Annotated in this window: 20 protein-coding genes and 1 tRNA gene; 11 read left to right on the forward strand and 10 right to left on the reverse strand. The window is 39.7% G+C overall.

All coding sequences use genetic code 11. From position 1 onward, the window contains the following. Positions 1-48: 48 nt before the first annotated feature. Positions 49-1,416 (forward strand): hydroxymethylglutaryl-CoA reductase, degradative, encoded by a 1,368-nt coding sequence (locus ACFSR8_RS11985; protein WP_380292476.1) that lies wholly within the window; start codon positions 49-51, stop codon positions 1,414-1,416. Positions 1,417-1,516: 100 nt separating this feature from the next. Continuing rightward, positions 1,517-2,842 (forward strand): GYDIA family GHMP kinase, encoded by a 1,326-nt coding sequence (locus ACFSR8_RS11990; protein ID WP_380292336.1) that lies wholly within the window; start codon positions 1,517-1,519, stop codon positions 2,840-2,842. A gap of 124 nt (positions 2,843-2,966) precedes the next feature. On the opposite strand, the gene ACFSR8_RS11995 is transcribed toward ACFSR8_RS11990, so the two are convergent. The 7 genes from ACFSR8_RS11995 to ACFSR8_RS12025 form a co-directional block, all read right to left on the reverse strand. After that, a complete protein-coding gene (locus ACFSR8_RS11995; protein WP_380292341.1) occupies positions 2,967-5,123 on the reverse strand; it encodes a peptidylprolyl isomerase in 2,157 nt (718 codons plus the stop codon). Between the two features lie 202 nt (positions 5,124-5,325). Beyond that, positions 5,326-6,615 (reverse strand): hemolysin family protein, encoded by a 1,290-nt coding sequence (locus tag ACFSR8_RS12000; RefSeq protein WP_380292343.1) that lies wholly within the window; start codon positions 6,613-6,615, stop codon positions 5,326-5,328. Beyond that, positions 6,616-6,807 carry a hypothetical protein gene (locus tag ACFSR8_RS12005; protein WP_380292345.1) on the reverse strand — a complete coding sequence of 64 codons (192 nt, stop codon included), beginning with the start codon at positions 6,805-6,807 and terminating at the stop codon, positions 6,616-6,618. 69 nt (positions 6,808-6,876) lie between these two features. Further along, on the reverse strand, positions 6,877-7,431 hold the full coding sequence (gene lptC / locus ACFSR8_RS12010) for an LPS export ABC transporter periplasmic protein LptC (protein WP_380292347.1): 555 nt from the start codon (positions 7,429-7,431) through the stop codon (positions 6,877-6,879). After that, positions 7,431-8,825 carry a hypothetical protein gene (locus tag ACFSR8_RS12015; RefSeq protein WP_380292349.1) on the reverse strand — a complete coding sequence of 465 codons (1,395 nt, stop codon included), beginning with the start codon at positions 8,823-8,825 and terminating at the stop codon, positions 7,431-7,433. The genes lptC and ACFSR8_RS12015 overlap by 1 nt, the downstream gene beginning before the upstream one ends. A gap of 18 nt (positions 8,826-8,843) precedes the next feature. Beyond that, the gene (locus ACFSR8_RS12020) at positions 8,844-10,166 is read right to left on the reverse strand and encodes an outer membrane protein transport protein (RefSeq protein ID WP_380292351.1); all 1,323 of its coding nucleotides are present in this window, start codon (positions 10,164-10,166) and stop codon (positions 8,844-8,846) included. Then, on the reverse strand, positions 10,166-10,894 hold the full coding sequence (locus ACFSR8_RS12025) for a type III pantothenate kinase (RefSeq protein WP_380292353.1): 729 nt from the start codon (positions 10,892-10,894) through the stop codon (positions 10,166-10,168). The genes ACFSR8_RS12020 and ACFSR8_RS12025 overlap by 1 nt, the downstream gene beginning before the upstream one ends. A gap of 148 nt (positions 10,895-11,042) precedes the next feature. On the opposite strand from ACFSR8_RS12025, the gene ACFSR8_RS12030 reads away from it, so the two are divergent. Continuing rightward, positions 11,043-11,115 (forward strand) — tRNA-Phe (locus ACFSR8_RS12030). Between the two features lie 95 nt (positions 11,116-11,210). Beyond that, on the forward strand, positions 11,211-12,233 hold the full coding sequence (locus ACFSR8_RS12035) for a LacI family DNA-binding transcriptional regulator (protein WP_380292355.1): 1,023 nt from the start codon (positions 11,211-11,213) through the stop codon (positions 12,231-12,233). 91 nt (positions 12,234-12,324) lie between these two features. Here the strand turns inward: ACFSR8_RS12035 and ACFSR8_RS12040 are convergent, their stop codons facing one another. From ACFSR8_RS12040 to ACFSR8_RS12050, 3 genes are all read right to left on the reverse strand, one after another. After that, positions 12,325-13,758 (reverse strand): sugar porter family MFS transporter, encoded by a 1,434-nt coding sequence (locus tag ACFSR8_RS12040; protein ID WP_380292357.1) that lies wholly within the window; start codon positions 13,756-13,758, stop codon positions 12,325-12,327. Between the two features lie 72 nt (positions 13,759-13,830). Further along, the gene (gene xylA, locus ACFSR8_RS12045) at positions 13,831-15,156 is read right to left on the reverse strand and encodes a xylose isomerase (RefSeq protein ID WP_380292359.1); all 1,326 of its coding nucleotides are present in this window, start codon (positions 15,154-15,156) and stop codon (positions 13,831-13,833) included. Positions 15,157-15,312: 156 nt separating this feature from the next. Next, positions 15,313-16,794, reverse strand: a complete 1,482-nt coding sequence (locus ACFSR8_RS12050) for a xylulokinase (protein ID WP_380292361.1) — start codon at positions 16,792-16,794, stop codon at positions 15,313-15,315. A 190-nt stretch (positions 16,795-16,984) separates the two neighbouring features. Between ACFSR8_RS12050 and ACFSR8_RS12055 the strand changes: the two genes are divergently transcribed. The 7 genes from ACFSR8_RS12055 (at position 16,985) to ACFSR8_RS12085 (ending at position 22,788) form a co-directional block, all read left to right on the forward strand. After that, positions 16,985-17,320, forward strand: a complete 336-nt coding sequence (locus ACFSR8_RS12055) for an arsenosugar biosynthesis-associated peroxidase-like protein (RefSeq protein ID WP_186558132.1) — start codon at positions 16,985-16,987, stop codon at positions 17,318-17,320. Positions 17,321-17,805: 485 nt separating this feature from the next. Beyond that, entirely contained in the window at positions 17,806-18,870 is a 1,065-nt protein-coding gene (gene arsS, locus ACFSR8_RS12060; protein WP_380292478.1) for an arsenosugar biosynthesis radical SAM (seleno)protein ArsS, read from the forward strand. Between the two features lie 9 nt (positions 18,871-18,879). Further along, on the forward strand, positions 18,880-19,374 hold the full coding sequence (locus ACFSR8_RS12065) for a rhodanese-like domain-containing protein (RefSeq protein ID WP_380292363.1): 495 nt from the start codon (positions 18,880-18,882) through the stop codon (positions 19,372-19,374). Further along, positions 19,367-19,996 (forward strand): TIGR04282 family arsenosugar biosynthesis glycosyltransferase, encoded by a 630-nt coding sequence (locus tag ACFSR8_RS12070; protein ID WP_380292365.1) that lies wholly within the window; start codon positions 19,367-19,369, stop codon positions 19,994-19,996. Before ACFSR8_RS12065 ends, ACFSR8_RS12070 begins: the two co-directional genes overlap by 8 nt. After that, positions 19,989-20,801 (forward strand): purine-nucleoside phosphorylase, encoded by an 813-nt coding sequence (locus tag ACFSR8_RS12075; RefSeq protein WP_380292367.1) that lies wholly within the window; start codon positions 19,989-19,991, stop codon positions 20,799-20,801. The genes ACFSR8_RS12070 and ACFSR8_RS12075 overlap by 8 nt, the downstream gene beginning before the upstream one ends. 87 nt (positions 20,802-20,888) lie before the next feature. Beyond that, on the forward strand, positions 20,889-21,860 hold the full coding sequence (arsM, locus tag ACFSR8_RS12080) for an arsenosugar biosynthesis arsenite methyltransferase ArsM (protein ID WP_380292369.1): 972 nt from the start codon (positions 20,889-20,891) through the stop codon (positions 21,858-21,860). Positions 21,861-21,888: 28 nt separating this feature from the next. Next, positions 21,889-22,788, forward strand: coding sequence for a sterol desaturase family protein (locus ACFSR8_RS12085; RefSeq protein ID WP_380292371.1), 900 nt, complete (start codon positions 21,889-21,891; stop codon positions 22,786-22,788). The last annotated feature ends 14 nt before the right edge of the window (positions 22,789-22,802 follow it).

Raw genomic sequence — 22,802 nt, forward strand, 5'->3', positions numbered from 1 at the left:
GTAATTAAACGAAATTATTAACAGATAAATCGCCTCTTTTCCAAAGCCATTCCATATTCATATCAAGAGTGGTATCTTTGCACTTTAACACAAAGGGTGATGGGTAAAACGATATCTGGCTTTTCAAGACTGTCTAAATCCGAAAAAATTGATTGGATAGTCAATTCCTATTTTTCAAATGCTTCATATGCCATAGGTATTTTGAAACAGTATTGGAACACGGACGAACAACTGCAACAGCTTCATGATGAGTTTATTGAAAACACCATTACCAACTATTATTTACCGCTTGGGGTAGCCCCTAATTTTCTGATTAATGAGAAAATGTACACTATTCCGATGGCTATTGAAGAGAGTTCGGTGGTGGCGGCGGCAAGTAAAGCGGCTAAATTTTGGTTGGACAGAGGAGGCTTTAAGGCTGAAGTGATTTCGACCAAAAAAATTGGGCAGGTACATTTTATGTTTTATGGTGAATTTGAAGCACTGAAGCGTTTTTTTGAGATTGTAAAACCCAAACTTATTACTGATGCCAGACATATTACCGCCAATATGGAAAAACGTGGCGGAGGCATTTTGGATATTGAACTTCGCGATAAAACCGAAGATATCACAGGGTATTACCAACTGCACGCTTCTTTTGAAACCCTAGATGCCATGGGCGCCAATTTCATCAATTCCTGTTTGGAACAATTTGCTCAAACCTTTAAAAGTGAAGCATTGAGTTTTGAGGGTTTCAATCCTGAAGAACGCCAAATAGACGTAGTAATGAGTATTCTGTCTAATTATGTGCCGGATTGTGTAGTGAGGGCAGAAGTGAGTTGTCCAGTGGAAAATTTGAGCGAGAACGCATCCATTTCTGGCGAAGCTTTTGCCAAAAAGTTTGTACAGGCCGTCAATATTGCCGAAGTTGAACCTTATCGTGCCGTGACCCACAACAAAGGCATTATGAACGGCATTGACGCTGTGGTTTTAGCCACAGGAAATGATTTTAGGGCCATTGAGGCAGGCGTTCATGCTTATGCCTCCAGAAATGGGAAATACAGCAGTTTGTCCCATGCCGAAATCAAGGATGGTATTTTTAGATTTTGGATGGATATTCCTCTGGCTTTGGGCACCGTTGGTGGGCTTACAGGATTGCATCCACTGGTGAAATTGTCGTTAGAATTATTGCACCAACCTTCGGCAAAAGAATTGATGCAAATTGTTGCCGTAGCAGGATTGGCTCAAAATTTTGCGGCGTTACGCTCTTTGACTACTACAGGAATCCAACAAGGTCACATGAAAATGCATTTAATGAATATTTTGAATCAATTCGGCGCCAACGATAAAGAAAAACAAACTTTGACAGAGTATTTTAAAACTAATACGGTTACCCATGGAGCAGTGATGGAGGCTCTTAATAAGTTAAGGACGTAGATGGTTACGATTCCGCCAAACCAACAGCTAAATCTTAACCTGCCATCAAAAAAGAAACACGGTGTCTGTGGTTCTCGAAGACACCTTAAAATGAATTAATTTGGCTAAAGCCTTTGTTTACATATTAGAATGCTCTGACGGAAGCTATTACACAGGTAGCACTATTGATTTAGAAAAGCGCATCACCGAACACCAAAATGGTTATGGAGCAAATCATACTAAAAAAAGGCTTCCGGTCAAATTGGTCTATTTTGAAGAATTTCAAAGAATAGATGAGGCATTTCAAAAAGAAAAACAAATCCAAGGATGGAGCAGGAAAAAGAAAGAGGCTTTAATTGCTAGGAATTTTGATGAGTTACCCGGGCTTTCGTTGGCTTATAGGGATATTGTGTCTTCGAGAACCTCAGACACCGCAAGAACCTCAGACACCGCGAGAACCTTAGACACAAAAAAAACTGCCAGAATGGTGCCTGAGGCATTCAAAGGCACCACACCAAAAAAACAAATTTTTAAGAGCAATGGCAAGCTTTTGATCACAGGCGAGTATATAGTACTTGATGGTGCCAAAAGCCTAGCAGTACCAACAAAATATGGACAATCATTAACCGTTGAAAGCCATGAAGAACCCCTACTCTTTTGGAAAAGTTTTGACGAAAAGGGAAATGTCTGGTTTCGGGGTACTTTCGAAATAATGAAAGATGGCAAATTAATGGCCCTTCAAAATGACGAGACCTCTGAACGACTGCTTCAGATTTTAAATGCCGTTAAAACTTTAAATCCTCGATTTTTTGACGACCGCAACGGTTTTAATGTCGAAACACATTTGGATTTCCCAAGGCATTGGGGATTGGGAACCTCTTCAACGTTAATCAATAATATTGCGCAATGGACAAACATAGATGCCTATAAACTCTTAGAATTGACCTTTGGCGGTAGTGGTTATGATATTGCCTGTGCGCAGCACAATTCATCCATTACCTATCAATTAGTTGATGGAAAACCAGAAGTTCAATTAGCTGATTTCAATCCTCCATTTAAAGAATATCTTTATTTTGTTTACCTAAATAAAAAACAAAATAGCCGAGAGGGTATTGCGCATTACAAATCCTTAAACACAGATTTAAAGCCCGTTATTTCTGAAATAAATGACATCACTTCAAGAATGATTACCTGCAACGATTTGAATGCATTTCAACACTTGATTTCGAGTCACGAAGCTATTATTTCAAACTTAAATAAAATGGAAACCGTAAAGTCTATTTACTTCAATGACTTTAATGGAGCCATTAAGAGCCTCGGAGCTTGGGGCGGGGATTTTATTTTGGTCTGTTCTGAAAATGACCCTACGTCATATTTCAGGAAAAAAGGCTTTGAAACCATAATACCCTACAGCGATATGGTGAAGCCCCTCCCGTCCTCCCCATAGGGGAGGTGTTCCACTCAAACGTGTGCAACTAAAAAACCATATGGCTCTGGAATTTCCAGAGCCATATGGTTTTTCTTTTTATCTGAGTAAGGTTTCCTCCCCTTTAGGGAGGCTAGGTGGGGCACTATTGAATCTGCAACTTCGCTCGATTATCCTCAATATCTGCGGCATCTTTTAGTGCATTGTAGAGCTTCGAGTTTACAGCTCCAGATTTTTGTTGCTCAATCCTATTGGCTGCCGCTTGATAGTTATCCAACTCTACAGCCGATGTTTTCTTGGTCACCTCAACCATATACACACCCTTTTCGCCTTCAATGAGTCCAGAAGTCTCCCCTTCATCCAATGCAAAGGCGGCTCCAACAACTACTGGTTCTCTTCCAGCCCCTGAAATGGTTGGGTTTTTCATGTTTATTGCAGATGCAGTTCTAACCGATGTGTTTTCTGCAGAAGCCACATCATCTAAAGTAGAGGCTGACACGCGCTCTTTAATTAAAGCTGCCTTTCTCTCTTTTCTTATTTTTGGTAATACCGTTGCCGAAGCATCTTCAACAGACATTAAGCCTTCCTCGTTTACAGCCACCAATTGCGCAATAGCATAACCGTTTGAAGTCGTGAAACGCTTTACATCACCAACCTTAGTATCTTCTTCAAATGCCCAACGCACTATTGGTCTTTGAGTACCGATTCCTGGAATATTCTCATCCAAAGCCTTTACACCGTTTACTGGGCGAATGGTGTAATTATTTTCTTTAGCCACAGCTTCAAAATCACCCTCGCCAGCTTTGATTTCAAAATTGGAAGCATCCCTAAAAATGGCATTAATGGTTGTCTCCGATGGCTCAATTTTTCTGGCAATAGTACCAACTTTAACGGCCTTCTTCTTGTCGCTTTGGCCTTCAACCTCAATTACATGGAATCCAAAAATAGTCTTCACCACTCCAATATCACCAACCTTGCCTTCGAACTCAAAAGCGTTGAATTCCGGAACCATCTGTCCGTAAGGGTGCCAATCATAACGGCCTTCATTAGCAACACTTCCTTGGTCCGAAGAAAACTCAGTAACCAATTCTGGAAACTTGGATTTATCTCGCTTAATAACCGATAGTAAACTATCCGCCAACGCTTTTGCTTGGTCTTCAGTTCTCTTAACATCCGGGCCAGCACTTTGTGCTCCAATAAAAGGGACCAAAATATGTCTCACTTTAGCCGAATCTGGAAGATTTTTGGTTTCAATAAGCTTGGTTAACTTAAACATACCATTGTCCTTGTAAGGCCCAAAAACATCACCTTGTTTCAAATTGTAAATACTATCTGCCACTGAAGCTGGTAAACTTGATTTAAACACGAAACCATCATTGAATTTCTCATCCGAATCACCAATCAAATTAACATAACTTTCGTGCTCGGTAACCTCGGCAAAAGGCTTTATGGAATCCGTTCTTCCGTTATTGTATTCAACAGTTCCGTTTTTATATTTCTCCAAAATGGCTTTAATTGCATTTTCATCCTCAATTGTAGCCTCTTCCTTAAATTCAACATATTTGATATCGCGGGAAGCCTCTACTTCAAACTCACTTGAGTGCTCATTAATGTATGCCTTGATATCAGATTTACTAACACTGATAGTGCTGTCCACAATTGAAGAATATGGGATTTGAACATATTTGATGTCCACCAAATTACCCTCCATTTTATGGTCCAATTCACCTTCAGCAAGAGTACCAACTAAACCAGCTTTTACCAAGTTGAAATAGTTTTGCTCTAAAGCTCTATTAGCCAATTGCTTTTCATAGGTTACCCAATCGGAATAGGTAATTGGACGACCACCCAAAAAACCTGGTTGTGGTGCGATTTCCTTTAAGTTGGCAATGAATTCATTCATCTTATTTTCGTCAAACAAACCTGCCTCATTTTGAAATTCCGGATTGGCGGAGAGTGGCGTTTTCAACAAATCGCGCATTTGATCTTGCTCTACAGTTATGCCCAATTTTTCATATTGCGTTTTAAAAACAGCCTCGCGCAGTTCTTGGTTCCATACCCGGTTCATTACTTGTGTATTGGTAGCGTTTGGTCCCATTTGGCGTTGCAAAATTTCCACTTTTTGCAAAAAGTCATCGCGCTTTACTTCTATATCGTTAATGGTAGCCACTGTATCCTGAGATCTTGCGGAAAGAGCATCACTATTACGGAACAAATCCGCCAATACGAATGAAAATAAGGCCAATGCAATGACCAAAATCAGAATTAATGAACGCTGTCTAATTTTATTTAAAACTGCCATGGGGTTGTCTTTAAATTTTAACCTTTTATTGTTGGTTTTTTGTTATGCAAATTTGCCTTGACACCGGTAAAACAAAATCCCTAAAGGACTTTAACTTTGGGGGGTTGACAAAAATATCGTGCGCGAAAATACCATTTTCTGTTTAATAATAAAAGGGGAAATCAGGTTTAATTAGACTAAAAAGCGATGCTGGGGGTATTCGTTAATCCGACTCCATAATTTTGAGCTCCACTAGATCGATTTTGGTATTTGATACTTCCAAAACTGTAAACTGCAAAGATTCAATGTCAATTACCGCACCTTGCTCGGGGATTTCTTCGGTATGGTTCACGATAAAGCCCCCCAAAGTTTCGTATGCTTCGTCCTCAGGAAGATTGATTTTATAGGTTTCATTGAGGTAGTCCACTTCCAAACGGGCAGAAAACACATAGGTTTGCTCATCCACCTGATCTTCTTTCAGCACAGCTGTGTCGTGTTCGTCCTCAATTTCGCCAAACAATTCTTCCACAATATCCTCAACAGTCATAATGCCTGACGTGCCACCATATTCATCCAAAACCACAGCGATACTTTTGCGCTTTTTAATCAAAATATTCAGCACATCGCTAATTAGAACAGTGCCTGGCACAAACTCCACTGGCATCAAAATAGACTTGATGGTTTTAGGTTTTTTGAAGAGTTCAAAAGAATGGACATAGCCCAAAATATCATCAATGGAATCTTTGTACACCAAAATTTTAGAACAGCCTGTTTCAGTAAACAAAGCACTCAGAGATTTAATAGTATCGTTGATGTCTACTGCAATAATCTCAGTACGGGGCACCATCACCTCGCGGGCCTTTACCTCAGCAAACTCCAAAGCATTTTGAAATATCTGGATTTCGGAATCTACCTCGTCGTGTTCCTCCACCGACTCCATCTGCTCGCTTATATAATTGCCTAATTCTACTTTGCTAAATGCGATCTGGATATTATCGCCTTCGGTCTTAAAGAAATACTTTAGCACCATATCCGAAATCCAAATCACAAAATCTGAAACCCATGTGAACAATGCATAAAATATAAAAGCCGGAATAGCCAGTATTTTCACTAATGAATTGGCATAAATCTGGAAAAACACTTTGGGCAAAAACTCCGCAGTTATCAAGATGACAAAGGTTGAAATTATCGTTTGCGAAAGCAGGCTTAAATCCGTAAACATATAGTTAACAAAGGCCGAATCCGACGGCAACATGGATTGAAACCAATTGACCAAGACATCACCCATAAAAAACCCGTAAACCACCAATGCTATATTGTTCCCGATAAGCATTGTGGTAATGAATTTTGAAGGCTTGGCAGTCAATCTAGTTAGCACATTTGCCAAAATGCCTTCTTGTTTCTTTTCAATTTCAATATGGATTTTATTGGAGGACACATAAGCGATTTCCATACCCGAAAAAAACGCAGAAAGAATTAGTGATAATACAATAATAACAGCGGACAGCGTCATTTATTGATCTTTGTTATCGAACTTTTTATTGAATCTTCTTCGGAAAAAGAACATGAATATTGCCGTAGCCGCCAACAAAATAGAAGCATAGGCAATTTCGCCGTTATCCGAATATTTCGAAATGGCATCGTATAAAAACAGGATGGCAAATATCAAATAAGCGTATTGAAAAAACTTGGTGTATTTCATCATTTGGACATAAAATGTATGCAAAGATAGTCAAAATTGAAGTGTTTAACTGAATGAAAACCGGACGATTGTTTACTCATCCAAAGTGATAATCCCCGTGATTTCCAGCACCTCTGCATTTGTAAAATCTCTGTTAGAATCAAAACCATTACCGTGAATCAAATCCTGACCCGTTCGAAATGTAACGGGTTTGTTTGTGAACAGCCATTCCTTACCTTGATCAAAATACAGTTGTTGGGCAAAAAGCGTATCCTTACTATGCATAGCAATTTTAACGTTGCCCTGTAAATCTATCAAATCTGTTTTTAAGTACAATACAGCATAGTCTGAAATTATAACATTCCTTTCACCCCCCTCACCGAATAGCTCCAAAAATATTCCTTCCGTAAATTCCCTGTAAGGAAAATTGCGATTTGTAAAATCCAACATTTTATCGCTTTTCAGTATAACTTTTACCTTTCCAGAATCTGTATATTTCAAGTGAATATTTTCAGCCTCGCCAATAGGCTCGTTTTCCGAAATACCGATTTTCTGAACTTCTTTGAAGTTGTTTTTACATGAAAAAACCATAGTCATGGAAATTGCCATGACTATGGTTAAAATATTATTTATATTAAGTTTTCGCACTAAAGATTAGGCACTTGTACTGAAGCCCCTATCCAACAACCAATTTTAATAGTTTGTCCTGCATTACCAGCTGTAAAAATTTCAGCTCTTTGAGGTGCTTTTGCTTCATAATTTGCCGCAGACTGCGCCGCCGCTTTCTTTAAAGTTGGGTCTACACGAGAAGCTTTTCTAGCTTCTTGAGCTGCTAACCAGTACACTGCTCTTTTATTAAAGTTAGTATCCCCACAGTTTTTAGCACTAGAGGCGTACATTGTTGCAATAGATAAATGTGGACGACCATTAGATGGGTTCAACTTTAAGGCCTCTCTGAAGAAACCCCTAGCAGCTCCGTAATTCCCTTTTGATTTCAATTTCAAACCAATTCTGTAGTTCAATTTTGACTTCTTAAAGTCGTCTGTTTCCAAACTAATAGCTTGCTTGTAAAAGTCGATAGCTCCTCTTGTATCCCCATCTTTATCCTTCAATATTCCCAGGTAGAATGCAGAATTTGCAGATGGGCTGATTTCATGATAAGCATTTACCAACTTGAAGAATAGCGGATCATCGGTACACTCTTTTTCGGACATTTTTCCAGCAGCACGTTTTAACCAAACTGCATCAGCCCTATGGGCTTCAAAGTCTTTTGTGTAAAGAGGTATCAAATTTTCACAATTTGCTCTGTCTCCAAGCTTTCCATCAATACTACCAGAAATTTGGTCATACGCCTTTAAATAGCTTTCAAAATATCTCTTATAGCTTTTCTCTTTTTTGGATAGGGCAACTCCTTCTTGCCCATCTACACCTTCTTCTTTAGCTACTAGTTTGTTCAATTTTTCAGAGTAGTTCTGAACTTCGCCTTCCACTTTTTCAACTACGTCATCATATTTATTAAACAAATCCTTTGGTGGCTTCTTTCCAGCATCGTATAAATCTACCATCAAAGAAAAATAGGTGTATAAGCTTTTAGGGTTTGTAAAGGTGCTTTTATCCATATGGTAGGCATTATCAAAACACTCATAAAGCTCCTCGTCTGTTTTGCCTAAAATATCTCTATTATCATACATTAGCTGACATGCCTTGGCCATATATTCCCCTTTCGGCGTTTTGCTTGTGAAGTGCTCAGCTCGTTGTTCCCATAGCAAAAGCAAGTCTTCCATAAAGGCCTTTTTTTCTGCCCCAGAAGAATTTTCAATTTTATGGTCTAGAATTTTTTCACCATCAATATAAATGGCATTATTAAACTTAGGGCATTTATTTCTTACCGCCATCCAAGGCTCATATGCCTCATTGAAGTTTTTTGCCTTTGTATATTCGTGGAATACAGAAAGCTTAGTCATACACTCTTCATCCTGCGCAAATCCTAAGCCTAAGCCTGCAAATAAAAGTGTGAAAAATAATGTAATTCTTGTTTTCATGATAATTAAATTATGCTGTTAGTCATATTTTCGCTTTTGAAACCATCTATCGTTCAAAGATAAGCTAATCTGAAAATTTATAAAATTCTCTTGTATTAAATTACTGTTAGTCGTTCCTCGCCTACCAATTTCAAATCCTAGATTGGCGTTGGAGCCAAATTCCCCAACCGGAACACCTACTCCAAAAGATATGCCAAACTCGTTTATAGACTCTTTTCCCAAGTTATTTTCGATAACCAAGCCCGTTCTTTCAGTTCTGAAACCAGCCCTGTACACTATTCGCTTGAGATAACTAGAAAACGAATTGTACTTGGGAATATAAAACCCTCCAAACGAGAACGTAGATCCATCCTCGTAACTAGTTTCGGTTGCCACATCGTCGTATAAGGGGTTGGCAAAGTTACTGGTTTTCTGGAAAGCATACTCAGCACCCACAAACCACTTTAAGGGTTTTCCGATCCCTGCACCTATAGAAAATTTAGAGGGCAATACTAAATCTGTCTCCTGCAAACCGCTATCTTCCAGATCCACATCAACGGTAGCAGTAGTAAATTCTCTTCCGGCAGTACCTATACTTACCGTTGAAAACGAACGTAGGTTTTGGGACGTTAGTTTACTTTCGGGCGTATATGTAGCACCCGTTACCAGCTCCAAATTGTTTTTGAGCATCTTTTTATATGACAGCCCCAGATTTACATTTAAACCGCTTAAGTCCGAACGGTTGTTTTCGCGAGACTGCAGGTTCAATGGCACCCCATCACTATCGAAACGAAATTCGATAGCGCTATTTCTAATGTTTCCAAAGTTATAGTTAAGGTCGACACCGATGCTTAACTCATCCGTAACCGAGTAAGCCAAGCCTGCAAACACTTTATTTAAACCTCCTTCTCCATTTAAACGATTTTTGGTTTGGCCTTCATCGTTCAAGGTTTCCAGCTTATAGCCCACGGCTGTGTAAGGCAGAAGCCCAAAGCCAAAACCAAATTTCCCGATAGGTACGGCCATTGCCAAGTAATCTACCGATGCTGAGGATACATTGGCTTCGCCCGAGCTACTTTTTAAGGTTGACGAAGCATAGCTTCCTCCAATGGTATATTTAACAGGGCGGTTTTCATTATTAAAACTGGCCAAATTCGGTCCAGTGAAGGACGCAGGGTTTCTAAGATTCACATGGATACTATCGGTATAAATACTCAAACCTCCCATACTGCGGTTTTCCACCGTGCCCTTAAATTTTAAACTACCAATGCCATAAAACGAATAAGGTGAGGCAATGCCTTCTTGCGCAAAAGATGAAATACTAAATACAGCAATAAAAACTACTAAAAGTTTTTTTATCATTAGTTTGAATTGAATTCCAAAATATAATTTAAACCCTCCAACAGAAAATTTGAGTTGGCAAATATGCTACTTTTTAATTGTTCTGACAAGAAATTAGCATCCCCTCCTGTTAAAATAACTGTTAAATCCGAATATTTTTCGAGATACGCTTTTATAAAGCCATCTATTTCATTTACAACACCGTTTACCACTCCTGAATGTATTGAACTGCTGGTGGAAGTCCCAATAATATTGGATGAAGCTTCTGTCTCTAAAAACGGTAAATTTGCGGTAAAATTATTTAGTGATTTATAGCGCATTCTGATACCGGGTGAAATGGCGCCACCGAGATATTCATTTTTATCCATGATAAAATCATAAGTGATACACGTACCGGCATCTATAATCAGCACGTTACTATCCGGGTAATGTAATACGGATGCACTGACTAGAGCAATTCTATCGATACCCAAGGTTTTGGGGGTATCATATTTATTTTTGAAAGGCACTTTGGTGGTATGGGAAAGCTCTAAAAGATCTATAGTCTTTTTGATGGACTTAACTTGGGTCTTACTTAACCTGCCAACCGAGGAAACGATACCTTTTTTTAACTTCGAATACCTGCTGTTCAAAGCCATCACTTCGTCTACAACCTCTGCAAGTCTAGTGATTGTTTTAAAAACGATCTCGTCCTTTTCAAAAACCGCCAGCTTTACATAAGTATTCCCTACATCAATAACTAAATTCATCCCCATATGAAAAGCGTAAATCTACAAAACCACATTAATTAATATCTTAAAAAATTTATAATTGTTGCGATAAAAAATCGGGTACTTTTTATTATTTTTATTTTGGCAAATAATAAAAATGCATATATATTTGCATCCGCTTTGGCGAGGTACCTTAGCTCAGTTGGTAGAGCAAAGGACTGAAAATCCTTGTGTCCCTGGTTCGATTCCTGGAGGTACCACAAAAAAATCCCGAAACTTCAATGTTTACGGGATTTTTTGTTTTTGTCATTTATCTGAACTACTTTAGAGAATAAACAAGTAAGCCTAAAAAACAATGCCCAAACGCATTACCCTTAAACATATTGCCGATACGTTTGGCGTCTCCATTGCCACGGTGTCCAAAGCTTTGAGCGATAGCTATGAAATCAGTACCAGCACCAAGGAAAAAATTGTGGCTTATGCCAGGGAGCACAACTATAAGTCAAAAAGCATTGACCTCAGTTTATTAAGCAAAAAAACAAAAACCATTGGGGTTATTATCCCAAATATTATGAACAGTTTTTTTGCAAAGGTATTTGTTGGCATTGAGGCTACAGCTAATAAACATGGCTACCATTTGATTTCCTGTATTTCCAATGAATCTTATGAAAAAGAAGTAAAAACCTTGGAATTACTAAAAAGCGATACGCTTGACGGGATAATTATATCCTTGGCTGAAGAGACCCAAATAAAACAGCAATATTCCCATTTAAGAAATGCCATTAATGAAGGGGTACCAATGGTGATGTTTGATAGAGTTTCAGATAAAATCGATTGTGACAAAGTGATTGTAAACGACAAAGTGGGTGCTTTTGAAGCCACCGAACACTTGCTAAAAACAGGTTGCAAGCGCATAGCGTTGGTTTCAGTAATTGATAATTTAAGTGTGGGCAAACTAAGGGTGGAGGGCTATAAAACTGCCTTAGAAAAACACAACATTCCGGTTGAGGAAAAACTCATTATACGCTTGGGGAGATTTGAAGATTTTGATACTGCCTTAAAAATTGTGCTGTCGGATAAAACCATAGACGGTTTGTTATGCCTGGAAGAAAGCGCAGTTATAAATGCACTTCGCATTGTAAAACACATGAAATACCGGATTCCTGAAGAAATGTCCATTGCCTGTTTTACCAATGGCAAAATTTTACAACATTTGACCCCTTCCATTTCCGCCATTAGCCAACATGGTAAACATATAGGGGAAACCGCAGCAAGCATTTTGATAGATCGGATTGAAAACGAGGATCAGAACAAGCCTAGCATTACAAAAGTGGTGAAAACAAGTTTTATAGAGCGCGAAAGCACGAGAAAAGTTTAACGAGAATCCCCCGAAAAAACTTTCATAAAAAAGTGACGGCAGTTGCCAAAGCCACCTGCCGCCACTAAAAAATATTTTAAATATTGTTTTCCTAGCTTTTCCAAATACTTTCCATTTCCTCCAAGGTTTTGCCTTTGGTCTCAGGCACTTTTTTGAATACAAAATATATAGAAAGTATAGCGCCCAAAGTATATAGACTATAGGCAAAGGCCAAGCCCATTGAACCGAGTAACATAGGAAAGGTTAATGTTACAATAAAATTCGCAATCCATTGGGATAGTCCTGCAATTGCCAGTCCCAGACCCCTGATTTGATTTGGGAACATTTCACCGAGCATTACCCACATTACAGGCCCCCATGAGAAGTTAAACAGCATCACATAGGCATTAGCCGCTATTAGCGCAAGAATACCCATAGCGTCACTTAATTGTAATGTTTCCTCCCCCGTAGTTGGATTAATCTCGAGTGCGCCAGTAGAAAACGCATATACCACCAAAGCCAATGTAACACTCATTCCTATAGAACCAATCATTAGTATCGGCTTTCTACCTATTTTGTCAACCAAGAATAAGGATAACACAACGCCAGCAATACTCAAGGCACCAGAAATAACATTAATCAATAATGAATCGCCTTCATCAAACCCCACCGCTTGCCAGAGCACAGCACCGTAATAAAACACCACATTGATACCAACAAATTGTTGAAATGCGGCAAGTCCAATCCCTACCCATACAATCGGTTTTATACGTCCAAGGGTTTTATCATATAAGTCTGAAAATCGCGGTTTGTGATGGTCTGAAGATAATGAAGCATCTATCTCCTCAACTTTTCGCTCTCCCATTAGCGAACCATAAAGTTTACTAAGGACTTTCTGAGCTTTTTCCTTGTGTCTTTTCGCAACTAGATAACGAGGGCTTTCAGGAATAAATAATAACGAAACGAAGAAAATAGTAGCTGGAATTAATTCAACCCAAAACATCCAACGCCATGTTTCATAATCCCACCAAAACGGGTTTAGGGAAGACCCTGAAATATCGGCTAGTTTATAATTACTCAAAAACGAAAAAAACAAACCTGCGATAATCGCAATTTGCTGAGTGGTAGCCAAAGCACCCCTGTATTTTGCCGGGGCAATCTCGCTAATATATGCCGGTGCCATTACCGAAGCCGCACCCACACCTAAACCTCCAAGAATCCTATAAACTATAAACTCTACTGAGGACATAGAAATTCCAGAACCCCAAGCCGAGATGATAAACAAAATGGAGGCTACGATAAGCATGGATCTTCTACCATATAAGTCGGCCAATTTACCTGCAAAAAACGCACCCACAGCGCATCCTAACAACATGGATGCTACATTGAATCCACTGCCAATATTTTGCGCTTCGAAAGCAATTTCGAGTCCTTTTACAGTACCGTTTATAACACCACTATCAAATCCAAAAAGAAAACCTCCCAAAGTAGCAACTATGGTAAGTCCAATGACATATAATTTATTTACTTGTTCTTCTGTTTCCAAAATAATATGTTTTTAAATGTTTGTAATTTTTCTTCAGGGACTTTAAATGCGATAAACTAATGCATCAAGTGCTTAAATATACTGATTAATTATATTCTCAAATAATTCCTGCTTACCACTCTTTAATTCTAGTTCACCATTTTGCTGGGCTATTTTGTACAGGTCACTAAAATCCAATTTTCCTGTTTCAAAAGCCTTTCCGTCTCCAGAATCAAATGACGCATAACGCTGCTCTCTTAACTTGTCGTAGGCCGAAGATGATATGATTTTATCGGCAGTAATCAACGCTCTTGCAAAGGTATCCGCTCCACCAATATGTGCTAAAAAGATATCTTCCAAGTCAGTAGAATTCCTTCTGATTTTAGCATCAAAATTAACGCCACCGCCTTGTAAGCCACCTGCTTTTAAGAAGACCAGCATGGCCTCTGTGGTTTCTTGAATGTTATTCGGGAACTGATCGGTATCCCAGCCATTTTGGTAATCGCCGCGGTTGGCATCGATACTTCCTAACATACCCGCTTTCGCCGATACTTCTAATTCATGCTGAAAGGTATGTTGCGCTAACGTCGCATGGTTTACCTCGATATTCATTTTGAAATCCTTTTCCAATCCATAATTTTGAAGGAAACCAATTGCTGTAGCGGCATCAAAATCGTATTGGTGCTTCATAGGTTCCATAGGTTTTGGCTCTATAAAGAACGTACCCTTAAAGCCTTGCGCCCTGGCATAATCCCTCGCCATAGTTAAAAACTGCGCCATGTGATCGAGTTCGCGCCCCATATCCGTATTTAATAGGGACATGTAGCCTTCACGACCGCCCCAAAACACGTAGTTCTCACCGTCCAATTTAATGGTAGCGTCCAAAGCCAGTTTCACCTGTGCTCCTGCTCTGGCTACTACGTTAAATTCAGGATTAGTAGATGCACCGTTCATATATCTTGGGTTTGAAAAACAGTTGGCTGTTCCCCAAAGCAGTTTAGTACCAGATTCAACCTTTTTCCCTTTAATATAGTCCGTAATGGTTTCCAGCCTCTGTTCCGACTCCGATAATGTTGCCCCTTCCGCTACCAAATCGAAATCGTGAAAACAGAAATAATCAAAACCCATTTTACTGATGAACTCAAAGGCGGCATCGGCTTTATCCTTTGCAGCCTGAATGGGGTCATTAGATTGGTCCCATTCAAAATTTTGGGTTCCAGGCCCAAATGGGTCTGCCCCTTGTCCACAGAAGGTATGCCAATACGCTATGGCAAACCTAAAATGCTCGCGCATGGCTTTACCAGCAACCACTTGCTCTGGGTTGTAGTACTTAAATGCTAATGGGTTGTCGGAATCTTTGCCTTCGAATTTAATCTCGCCGATTCCTTTAAAGTATTCTTTGTCTCCTAAAATTGCCATTTTATTAATGTTTATGCGTTGATATGTTTATTTGTTCTGTACTTGCGTTAGGGATTGAGATCCCGATAGCTATCGGGATTGAAGCTCTTTTTGTGTTGTTGCACCTATGCAACACAAAAAAGCGACTGCCGAAAGCCCGACCCATAGGGTAACGCCCTAATTATTCAAAATCAATTCCAATTGCTTTTTCCAGTTTTGATATGCTGTTTCGTAGGGTTTTTTGTTGCCCAAGGGTTTGTAGGTCATCACATGGTCGTTTGCCGAGATGTGTTCGCCAAATTTTTTGAAATCGCCATCGGTCAAACCTACCGCTCGGGCCGCACCCACGGCACCCGTGGTATTATAAATTTCAATATCGTGTCCGATTAAAGTAGCCACGGTTTTTGAAAATATTTCTGAACGGAACAGGTTGTCATTGCCTGCCCTTATGACTTTGATTTCGGCATTATCAGCTTTTAAAATATCCATGCCATAGACAAAGGAGAAGGCAATGCCCTCCAGTGCCGCACGACATAAATGACCTTCGCTATGCGTGTTTAAGTTCAAATTACAAATGTGGGTTCCCAGTATTTTGTTGTTGAACATACGCTCTGCTCCATTACCATACGGAATTACGCAAACACCCTCTGACCCAACGGGGATAACATCTGCCTTGGCATTCATTTCCTCATAAGAATTGGAAGCCAAGTTATCCTTGAGCCAACGGTATTGAATCCCTGCACCGTTGATACAAAGCAGTTTTCCTAAAGTCTTAGAATTTTCGCCATAATTGACATGGGCAAAGTGGTTAATCCTCGACGGCTCTTGGGACTTTAGCACATCGGTTACGGCGTACACCACTCCAGATGTACCACCGGTTGCCGCTACTTCGCCATGATTGAATACATTTAGCGACAGAGCATTGTTGGGCTGGTCACCCGCTCTGTAAACAATAGGAATACCCTCTGGTAATCCTGTGGCTTTTGCTCCAGAACTGTTGACACGACATTGATCGCTAAAATTTTCAACTATTTCTGGTGTTAAACTCTTGTCAATGCCGTAGTATTCCAATAGCCAGTCAGCAACGGTGTCGGCTTTATAATCCCAAAGTATACCTTCAGAAAGCCCATTTTTAGTGGTATTGATATCACCGGATAGCCTAAGAGCAATAAAGTCCCCTGGCAACATATACTTGTGAATTTTAGCATAAACATCCGGTTCATTATCTAGAACCCACTTTAATTTGGATGCCGTAAAATTGCCGGGGGAGTTCAATAATTTTTGCATACAAGCACCCTCTCCTAAAGCTTCAAAAGCAGTATCTCCAATATCCACGGCACGACTATCGCACCAGATGATGGAGTTTCTCAACGGTTCACCGTCAGCATCAACCACGACCAACCCGTGCATCTGATAAGAAATACCTATTCCTGCAATTTTGGAAGCATCGATACCACTCTCTTTTACGGCCCGTTTCGTGCCAATACACACATAATTCCACCACAAATTTGGGTCTTGTTCCGCCCAGTTTTGTTGTGGCGCCACAATTTCCATTTCGTTTACCGGTTCATTGAGAGTAATGACGCTTGCCCCTGTTTCGGCATTCACAATGGCTACTTTTACCGAAGAGCTCCCCAAATCATATCCTATGTAGTACACTTATTTTAGTTTGTTAGTTAGAGGGATGAAAGTTAAACATTCACCCTAAATTTTAAGGAAATTACAAGATATACTTTTTTCGTTTCTACGAAAAATTTAAGTGATACTAAATATTTCTAAATTCTGTTAAGTCCAGTTAATTTTATCGACATAACCACTAGATGCTTATATTTACAGCTAAAATTTTAAAATGCAAAAGACATATTACGATCCCGCAGACCTCCGAAAATTTGGGAACATCACTGAATGGAGCGAGGAACTAGGCACTAAATTTTTTGAATATTACGGCAAAGTGTTCGAGGAAGGCGCACTTACCGCCAGAGAAAAATCATTGATTGCCTTAGCGGTTGCGCATACCGAGCAATGCCCCTATTGTATCGATGCCTATACCAAGGACGGTTTGCAACGCGGTGTTACCAAAGCAGAAATGATGGAAGCCATACATGTTGGTGCCGCCATAAAAAGTGGTGCAACGTTGGTGCATGGGGTACAGATGATGAATAAGGTGAATAAGTTGGATGGGTAGAAGCCCCTCCTAGCCTCCCCAAGGGGGAGGAACTTTACTCAAACACAAAAATAGTAGTTTTCAAAATGAATGGGGTTATTGAGTAAGTTTTGGGCGTTACCACAAGGGCCGGGCTTTCGGCAGTCGCTCCCTCCTGCGTCGGGGAGCTTCAACAAATGCCTCAATCCCTAACGCAACCCACCCCTAGCCCCTCCAAGGAGGGGAACTCCACTCTTTCCCTACAGGTTTGGAGTTTAGAGTTTAGAGTTTAGAGTTTAGAAGGTTGAAAAGTACTTTGATATAAAAAATAAGTTGGCAAAAAAGTTAACACCCGAGTTCCGATGCAGTCGGAATCATCAATCTGCAGAAATATTGAGCGAAGGAATGCAGATGCGAAACGAAGTTTCAAGCACGGAATTCCGAGAGCGAATGGCAGGCAGGAATTTCCTCAGATTGATATGATTTTTTGGTTTGTTTTGTATCAAGACAAAATGAACAGAGATAATATGACAAAACTAAAAACACTATCGCTACATAAACGCGAAAGCGCTTTGGCCAATAGCAAACGGCAAATGGAAATTCTATCAAACGGTATTTTCCAAAATGGGGAATTACCAAAGTTTGCCTCAAAAATCGCTGAAACCAATCAATTTCCGCTCAAGGCGCAAAAACTGGAAATCCTGCAAATCAACCTAGGCTATATGTGCAACCAAGTGTGCACCCATTGCCATGTAGATGCCGGCCCCGACAGAAAAGAAATCATGACCAAAGACACCATGCAACAATGTTTGGAAGTGGTTAAAAACACTGGCGCGCACACCTTGGATTTAACAGGCGGCGCACCCGAGATGAACCCCAATTTCCGATGGTTTGTGGAGGAAGCATCAAAAGCGGGTATCAAAGATTTTATTGTACGTTCTAACTTGACGATTATTCGAGCCAATAAAAAATATCACGACTTACCTAAATTCTTTAAAAAACATAATGTGCATGTCGTTAGTTCTATGCCCCATTGGACACGGGGAAAAACGGATAAACAACGTGGTGACGGGGTGTTTGATGCTTCCATTGAAGCACTAAAAATGTTGAATACTGTTGGCTATGGTATGCCGGACAGCAGTTTACGTTTGGATTTGGTGTACAATCCCTCCGGTGCGTTTTTACCTGGGGATCAAACCTCCATGGAAAAGGACTTTAAAAAAGCGCTTTTAGAGGATTTCGATATCCATTTTCATAACCTTTTCGCCATAACAAATTTACCAATTTCAAGGTTTTTGGATTACCTTATCGCTTCTGAAAACTACGAGGATTATATGTACCAATTGGTTGAGGCCTATAACCCCATGGCCGTGGCAAATGTAATGTGCACCAACACACTTTCTGTAAGTTGGGATGGCTATTTGTACGACTGTGATTTTAACCAAATGCTGGAATTGCCTGTAAATAGCAAGGTGAAACACATTTCAGACTATAGTGAAGACCTTTTAGAAGGTAGAAATATTGTAATTTCGCAACATTGTTATGGATGCACTGCTGGTGCCGGAAGTAGTTGCCAGGGTACAGTTGCATAAATTCTTCAGATGAAAAACATAATACTACTTTTTTGTATTTGTAGTGCTTTTGCAGGGTTTTCCCAAAAGAAATTGGATAAGCTTTTGAAGCAACAAAACACAGAATCCATCCCCTATATTTCAGTGGACTCTTTGTATCAAACACAAAACGAGGTCATTCTATTGGATTCGAGGGAAGAAAAAGAATTCAAAACCAGTCATTTAAAAGATGCCATATGTGTAGGCTACGACCATTTCAATCTGGAAAACACAATAAACCAACTGCCCGATAAAAACGTTAAAATAGTGGTGTACTGTTCTTTAGGCATCCGCTCCGAAGATATTGCCGAAAAACTAAAAAAGGCAGGATACACTAATGTTTTAAATTTATATGGCGGTATTTTTGAATGGAAAAACAATGACCTGGAAGTCCTAAATTCAAAAGAAATCCCCACGGATTCGATTCATACATTTTCGGCATCATGGAGCAAATGGCTCAAAAAAGGCATAAAGGTATATGACTAAAAATCTCGTTATCGTTTTTGTAAAAAACATTAAGCTTGGCAAAGTAAAAACCCGATTGGCCAAAACCATTGGCAATCAAGGTGCTTTTGAAGTTTATAAAGAATTAGTGGATATTACCGAAAAGGCGACATCCGAGGTTGAAGCAGATAAGCGCATTTATTTTTCGGATGCCGTTTTGGACACCAAATGGGTCGGTTTCGAAAAGTTTGTACAACAGGGTGAAGACCTCGGAGTTAGAATGAAAAATGCGTTTACCAAAGGTTTCGAACATGGCTACCAAAGAATTGTTTTGATAGGTTCTGATTTACCCGATATCGATGCCTCTCATATCTACAATGGGTTAAAAGCTTTAGAGCATTCTGAAACTGTATTTGGTCCAGCAATAGACGGAGGTTATTATTTGATTGGGCTCTCTAAAATCCATGATTGCGTATTCGAAAACAAACCTTGGAGCCAGTCTATTTTACTTCAAGAAACTTTAAACGAATTAAAGTCAAAAAGCATTACATTTAGTATTTTAGGTACCTTGAATGACATTGACACATTTGAAGACCTCATCACTTCTGATTTTTACAAATCGAACGTGGAACTTCAAGAAAAAATCAAACAATTGAATGATTAAGTTTATACACGAAACGGTAGATTACCTAAAGGAAAAAGGCTTTGACAACCCAGAAATAGGCATCATTTTAGGCACGGGGCTTGGGCAGTTAATTAATGACATTGAAATCTTAAAAGAAGCCAGTTATAACCATATCCCCAACTTCCCAACGGCTACTGTAGAATTTCATAAGGGGAAATTAATTTTTGGTAAGCTTGCCGGAAAAAAAGTTGTCGTCATGCAGGGGCGTTTTCATTTATACGAAGGCTACAGCTTGCAAGATGTTACCTATCCAGTTCGGATTATGGAACAATTGGGCATTAAAACTCTTTTAGTTTCGAATGCCGCAGGTGCTATCAATTTGAATTTTAAAAAAGGGGAATTAATGTTGATAGAAGATCATATCAATCTTCAAGGAAGCTCACCTTTGGCTTTTAAAGGAGTATCCCAATTCGGGGAACGCTTTGTGGATATGAGCGCGCCTTATGATGTCGGCATCAATGCCAAGTTTAAAAGCATTGCAAAATCCAAGGGCATCAAATTGCACGAAGGCGTCTACGTTAGCGTTGTTGGCCCCCAACTGGAAACCCGTGCCGAATATAGAATGTTGAAAATTATGGGTGCCGATGCCGTTGGAATGAGCACGGTACCTGAAATCATAGTCGCTAATCATTTAAAATTGAAAGTGGCCGCCGTGTCAGTTTTAACGGATGAATGCGACCCAGATAATTTGGAACCCGTAAATATTGAGGAAATCATAGCGATGGCTGCCAAAGCGGAGCCCGATATGGTGAACCTCTTCAAAGAATTAATAGAATTTTTATAGTAAACAGTTGGCAGTAGCAGTATGCAGTCCACTGCATTCTGAACACTGCATACTGAATACTGAATACTGAATACTGAATACTGAAAAATGAGCAGATACCTAGACACGACCCACGACGTATACAAAGAAGCCGCTTTAACCCCTGATGTAGGCTTATGTTGCACCACTAATCCTATTTGGGAGTTGCCCGGGCTGAAAATTCCGAAAATTATGCAAGAGATGAATTATGGCTGTGGCTCAACCGTGCATGCCAGAGATTTGACCAATAACCCTAAAATGCTTTATGTTGGCGTTGGTGGCGGTATGGAATTACTGCAGTTTTCCTATTTCAATCGCCAAAAGGGAGGTGTAATTGGTGTGGATGTTGTAAATGAGATGCTGGAGGCCTCGAAAAAGAATTTCATAGAAGCCGAAAAGCAAAACGATTGGTTTAAAAGTGAATTTGTAGAGCTTAAAAAAGGGGATGCCCTAAACTTACCAGTTGAAGACAACAGCATTGATGTGGCCGCCCAGAACTGTCTGTTCAATATTTTTAAAGCCGAAGACTTAAAAAAGGCCATCGCCGAAATGTATCGTGTCCTAAAACCACATGGTCGATTAGTAATGAGCGATCCCACCTGCGAGCATCCAATGAATGACAACCTTCGCAACGACGACAGATTACGAGCCCTTTGCCTAAGCGGTAGCTTGCCTATTGCCGAGTACATAAAAATGCTAACAGATGCCGGTTTTGGCACGATTGAAATTAGGGCAAGAAAACCGTATAGAATATTAAGCCCAAACCATTACGATACCGACGAATTGATTTATATTGAATCTATTGAAGTAGCCGCTATTAAAGACCCTATGCCCGATGACGGCCCCTGCATTTTTACCGGGAAAGCTGCCATTTATTATGGCGATGAGGAATTTGTGGACGATAAAAAGGGCCATATTTTATTGAAAAACCAACCTTTAGCAATTTGTGACAAAACGGCCAAAGCTTTAACCGATTTAAGTAGGAATGACATTTTTATCAGTGAATCTACCTATCACTATGATGGTGGGGGCTGTTGTTAATTTTTTAATTCAATTAATATTCTTGTGATTGGACAAATATATTGAGCTCATAAAAAATTCCTATTCTGGGTATTGGAACTATCTAAAAAATGAGATACTATTTCAAAACCACTGGGACAATTATTTTTATGGTTTAATCGGTATTTCCCTGTTGATTTGGTTTTTGGAACTATGGTTTCCTTGGCGGAAGGACCAACCCATTTTCCGGAAGGATTTTTGGCTGGACACCTTTTATATGTTCTTCAATTTCTTTTTGCTAAATCTTATCATTTTAATTGCCCTTTCCAATATTGCTTCCGAACTGTTAAACGATGCCTTGTCAGGTATTGGACTAACGCTTTCCGACTTTCAATTGTTTGATTCCGATGATCTTCCAAAATGGTTGGGTCTGTTAATTTTCTTTTTGGTCAGTGATTTTGTGCAGTGGAATACACATCGACTACTACATCGAATTCCTTTTCTTTGGAACTTTCATAAAGTACACCATTCCGTAAAGGAAATGGGGTTCGCGGCACATCTGCGATACCATTGGATGGAGCCCGTGGTTTATAAATCCCTATTATATATTCCTTTGGCACTCATCGCCAACTACAGCGCCCAAGATGTGTCCTTAGTTTATTTTTTTGCTATTGCTGTTGGTCATTTAAACCATGCCAACCTGGGGTGGGACTACGGTGTGCTCAAGTACATTTTTAATAATCCGAAAATGCATATTTGGCACCATGCCAAAGATTTACCAAAACATGTTAGGTTTGGCGTCAACTACGGACTAACCCTGAGTATTTGGGATTATATTTTTAAAACCGATTACGTCCCATACAACGGCAGGGATATTGAACTGGGCTTTAGAGGTGACGAATCCTTTCCCAAGGATTTTATAAAACAAGAACTGTACCCACTAATGTCTCAAAATGAAGAGGCAAATTAATCTGGAAATCTGAG

It is taken from the genome of Hyunsoonleella rubra (assembly GCF_042684665.1).
Lineage (GTDB): Bacteria > Bacteroidota > Bacteroidia > Flavobacteriales > Flavobacteriaceae > Jejuia > Jejuia rubra.

Excerpts from the sequence above, each read along its gene's own strand:
- ACFSR8_RS12005 (WP_380292345.1), bottom strand. The coding sequence starts at position 6,807 with ATGATGAAATACACCAAGTTTTTTCAATACGCTTATTTGATATTTGCC.
- ACFSR8_RS12020 (WP_380292351.1), bottom strand. The coding sequence starts at position 10,166 with ATGATAAAAAAACTTTTAGTAGTTTTTATTGCTGTATTTAGTATTTCA.
- arsS (WP_380292478.1), top strand. The coding sequence starts at position 17,806 with ATGACAAAACTAAAAACACTATCGCTACATAAACGCGAAAGCGCTTTG.
- ACFSR8_RS12075 (WP_380292367.1), top strand. The coding sequence starts at position 19,989 with ATGATTAAGTTTATACACGAAACGGTAGATTACCTAAAGGAAAAAGGC.
- ACFSR8_RS12055 (WP_186558132.1), top strand. The coding sequence starts at position 16,985 with ATGCAAAAGACATATTACGATCCCGCAGACCTCCGAAAATTTGGGAAC.
- ACFSR8_RS12015 (WP_380292349.1), bottom strand. The coding sequence starts at position 8,825 with ATGAAAACAAGAATTACATTATTTTTCACACTTTTATTTGCAGGCTTA.
- xylA (WP_380292359.1), bottom strand. The coding sequence starts at position 15,156 with ATGGCAATTTTAGGAGACAAAGAATACTTTAAAGGAATCGGCGAGATT.
- ACFSR8_RS11995 (WP_380292341.1), bottom strand. The coding sequence starts at position 5,123 with ATGGCAGTTTTAAATAAAATTAGACAGCGTTCATTAATTCTGATTTTG.
- ACFSR8_RS12025 (WP_380292353.1), bottom strand. The coding sequence starts at position 10,894 with ATGAATTTAGTTATTGATGTAGGGAATACTTATGTAAAGCTGGCGGTT.
- ACFSR8_RS12065 (WP_380292363.1), top strand. The coding sequence starts at position 18,880 with ATGAAAAACATAATACTACTTTTTTGTATTTGTAGTGCTTTTGCAGGG.
- ACFSR8_RS12070 (WP_380292365.1), top strand. The coding sequence starts at position 19,367 with ATGACTAAAAATCTCGTTATCGTTTTTGTAAAAAACATTAAGCTTGGC.
- ACFSR8_RS12000 (WP_380292343.1), bottom strand. The coding sequence starts at position 6,615 with ATGACGCTGTCCGCTGTTATTATTGTATTATCACTAATTCTTTCTGCG.
- arsM (WP_380292369.1), top strand. The coding sequence starts at position 20,889 with ATGAGCAGATACCTAGACACGACCCACGACGTATACAAAGAAGCCGCT.
- ACFSR8_RS12035 (WP_380292355.1), top strand. The coding sequence starts at position 11,211 with ATGCCCAAACGCATTACCCTTAAACATATTGCCGATACGTTTGGCGTC.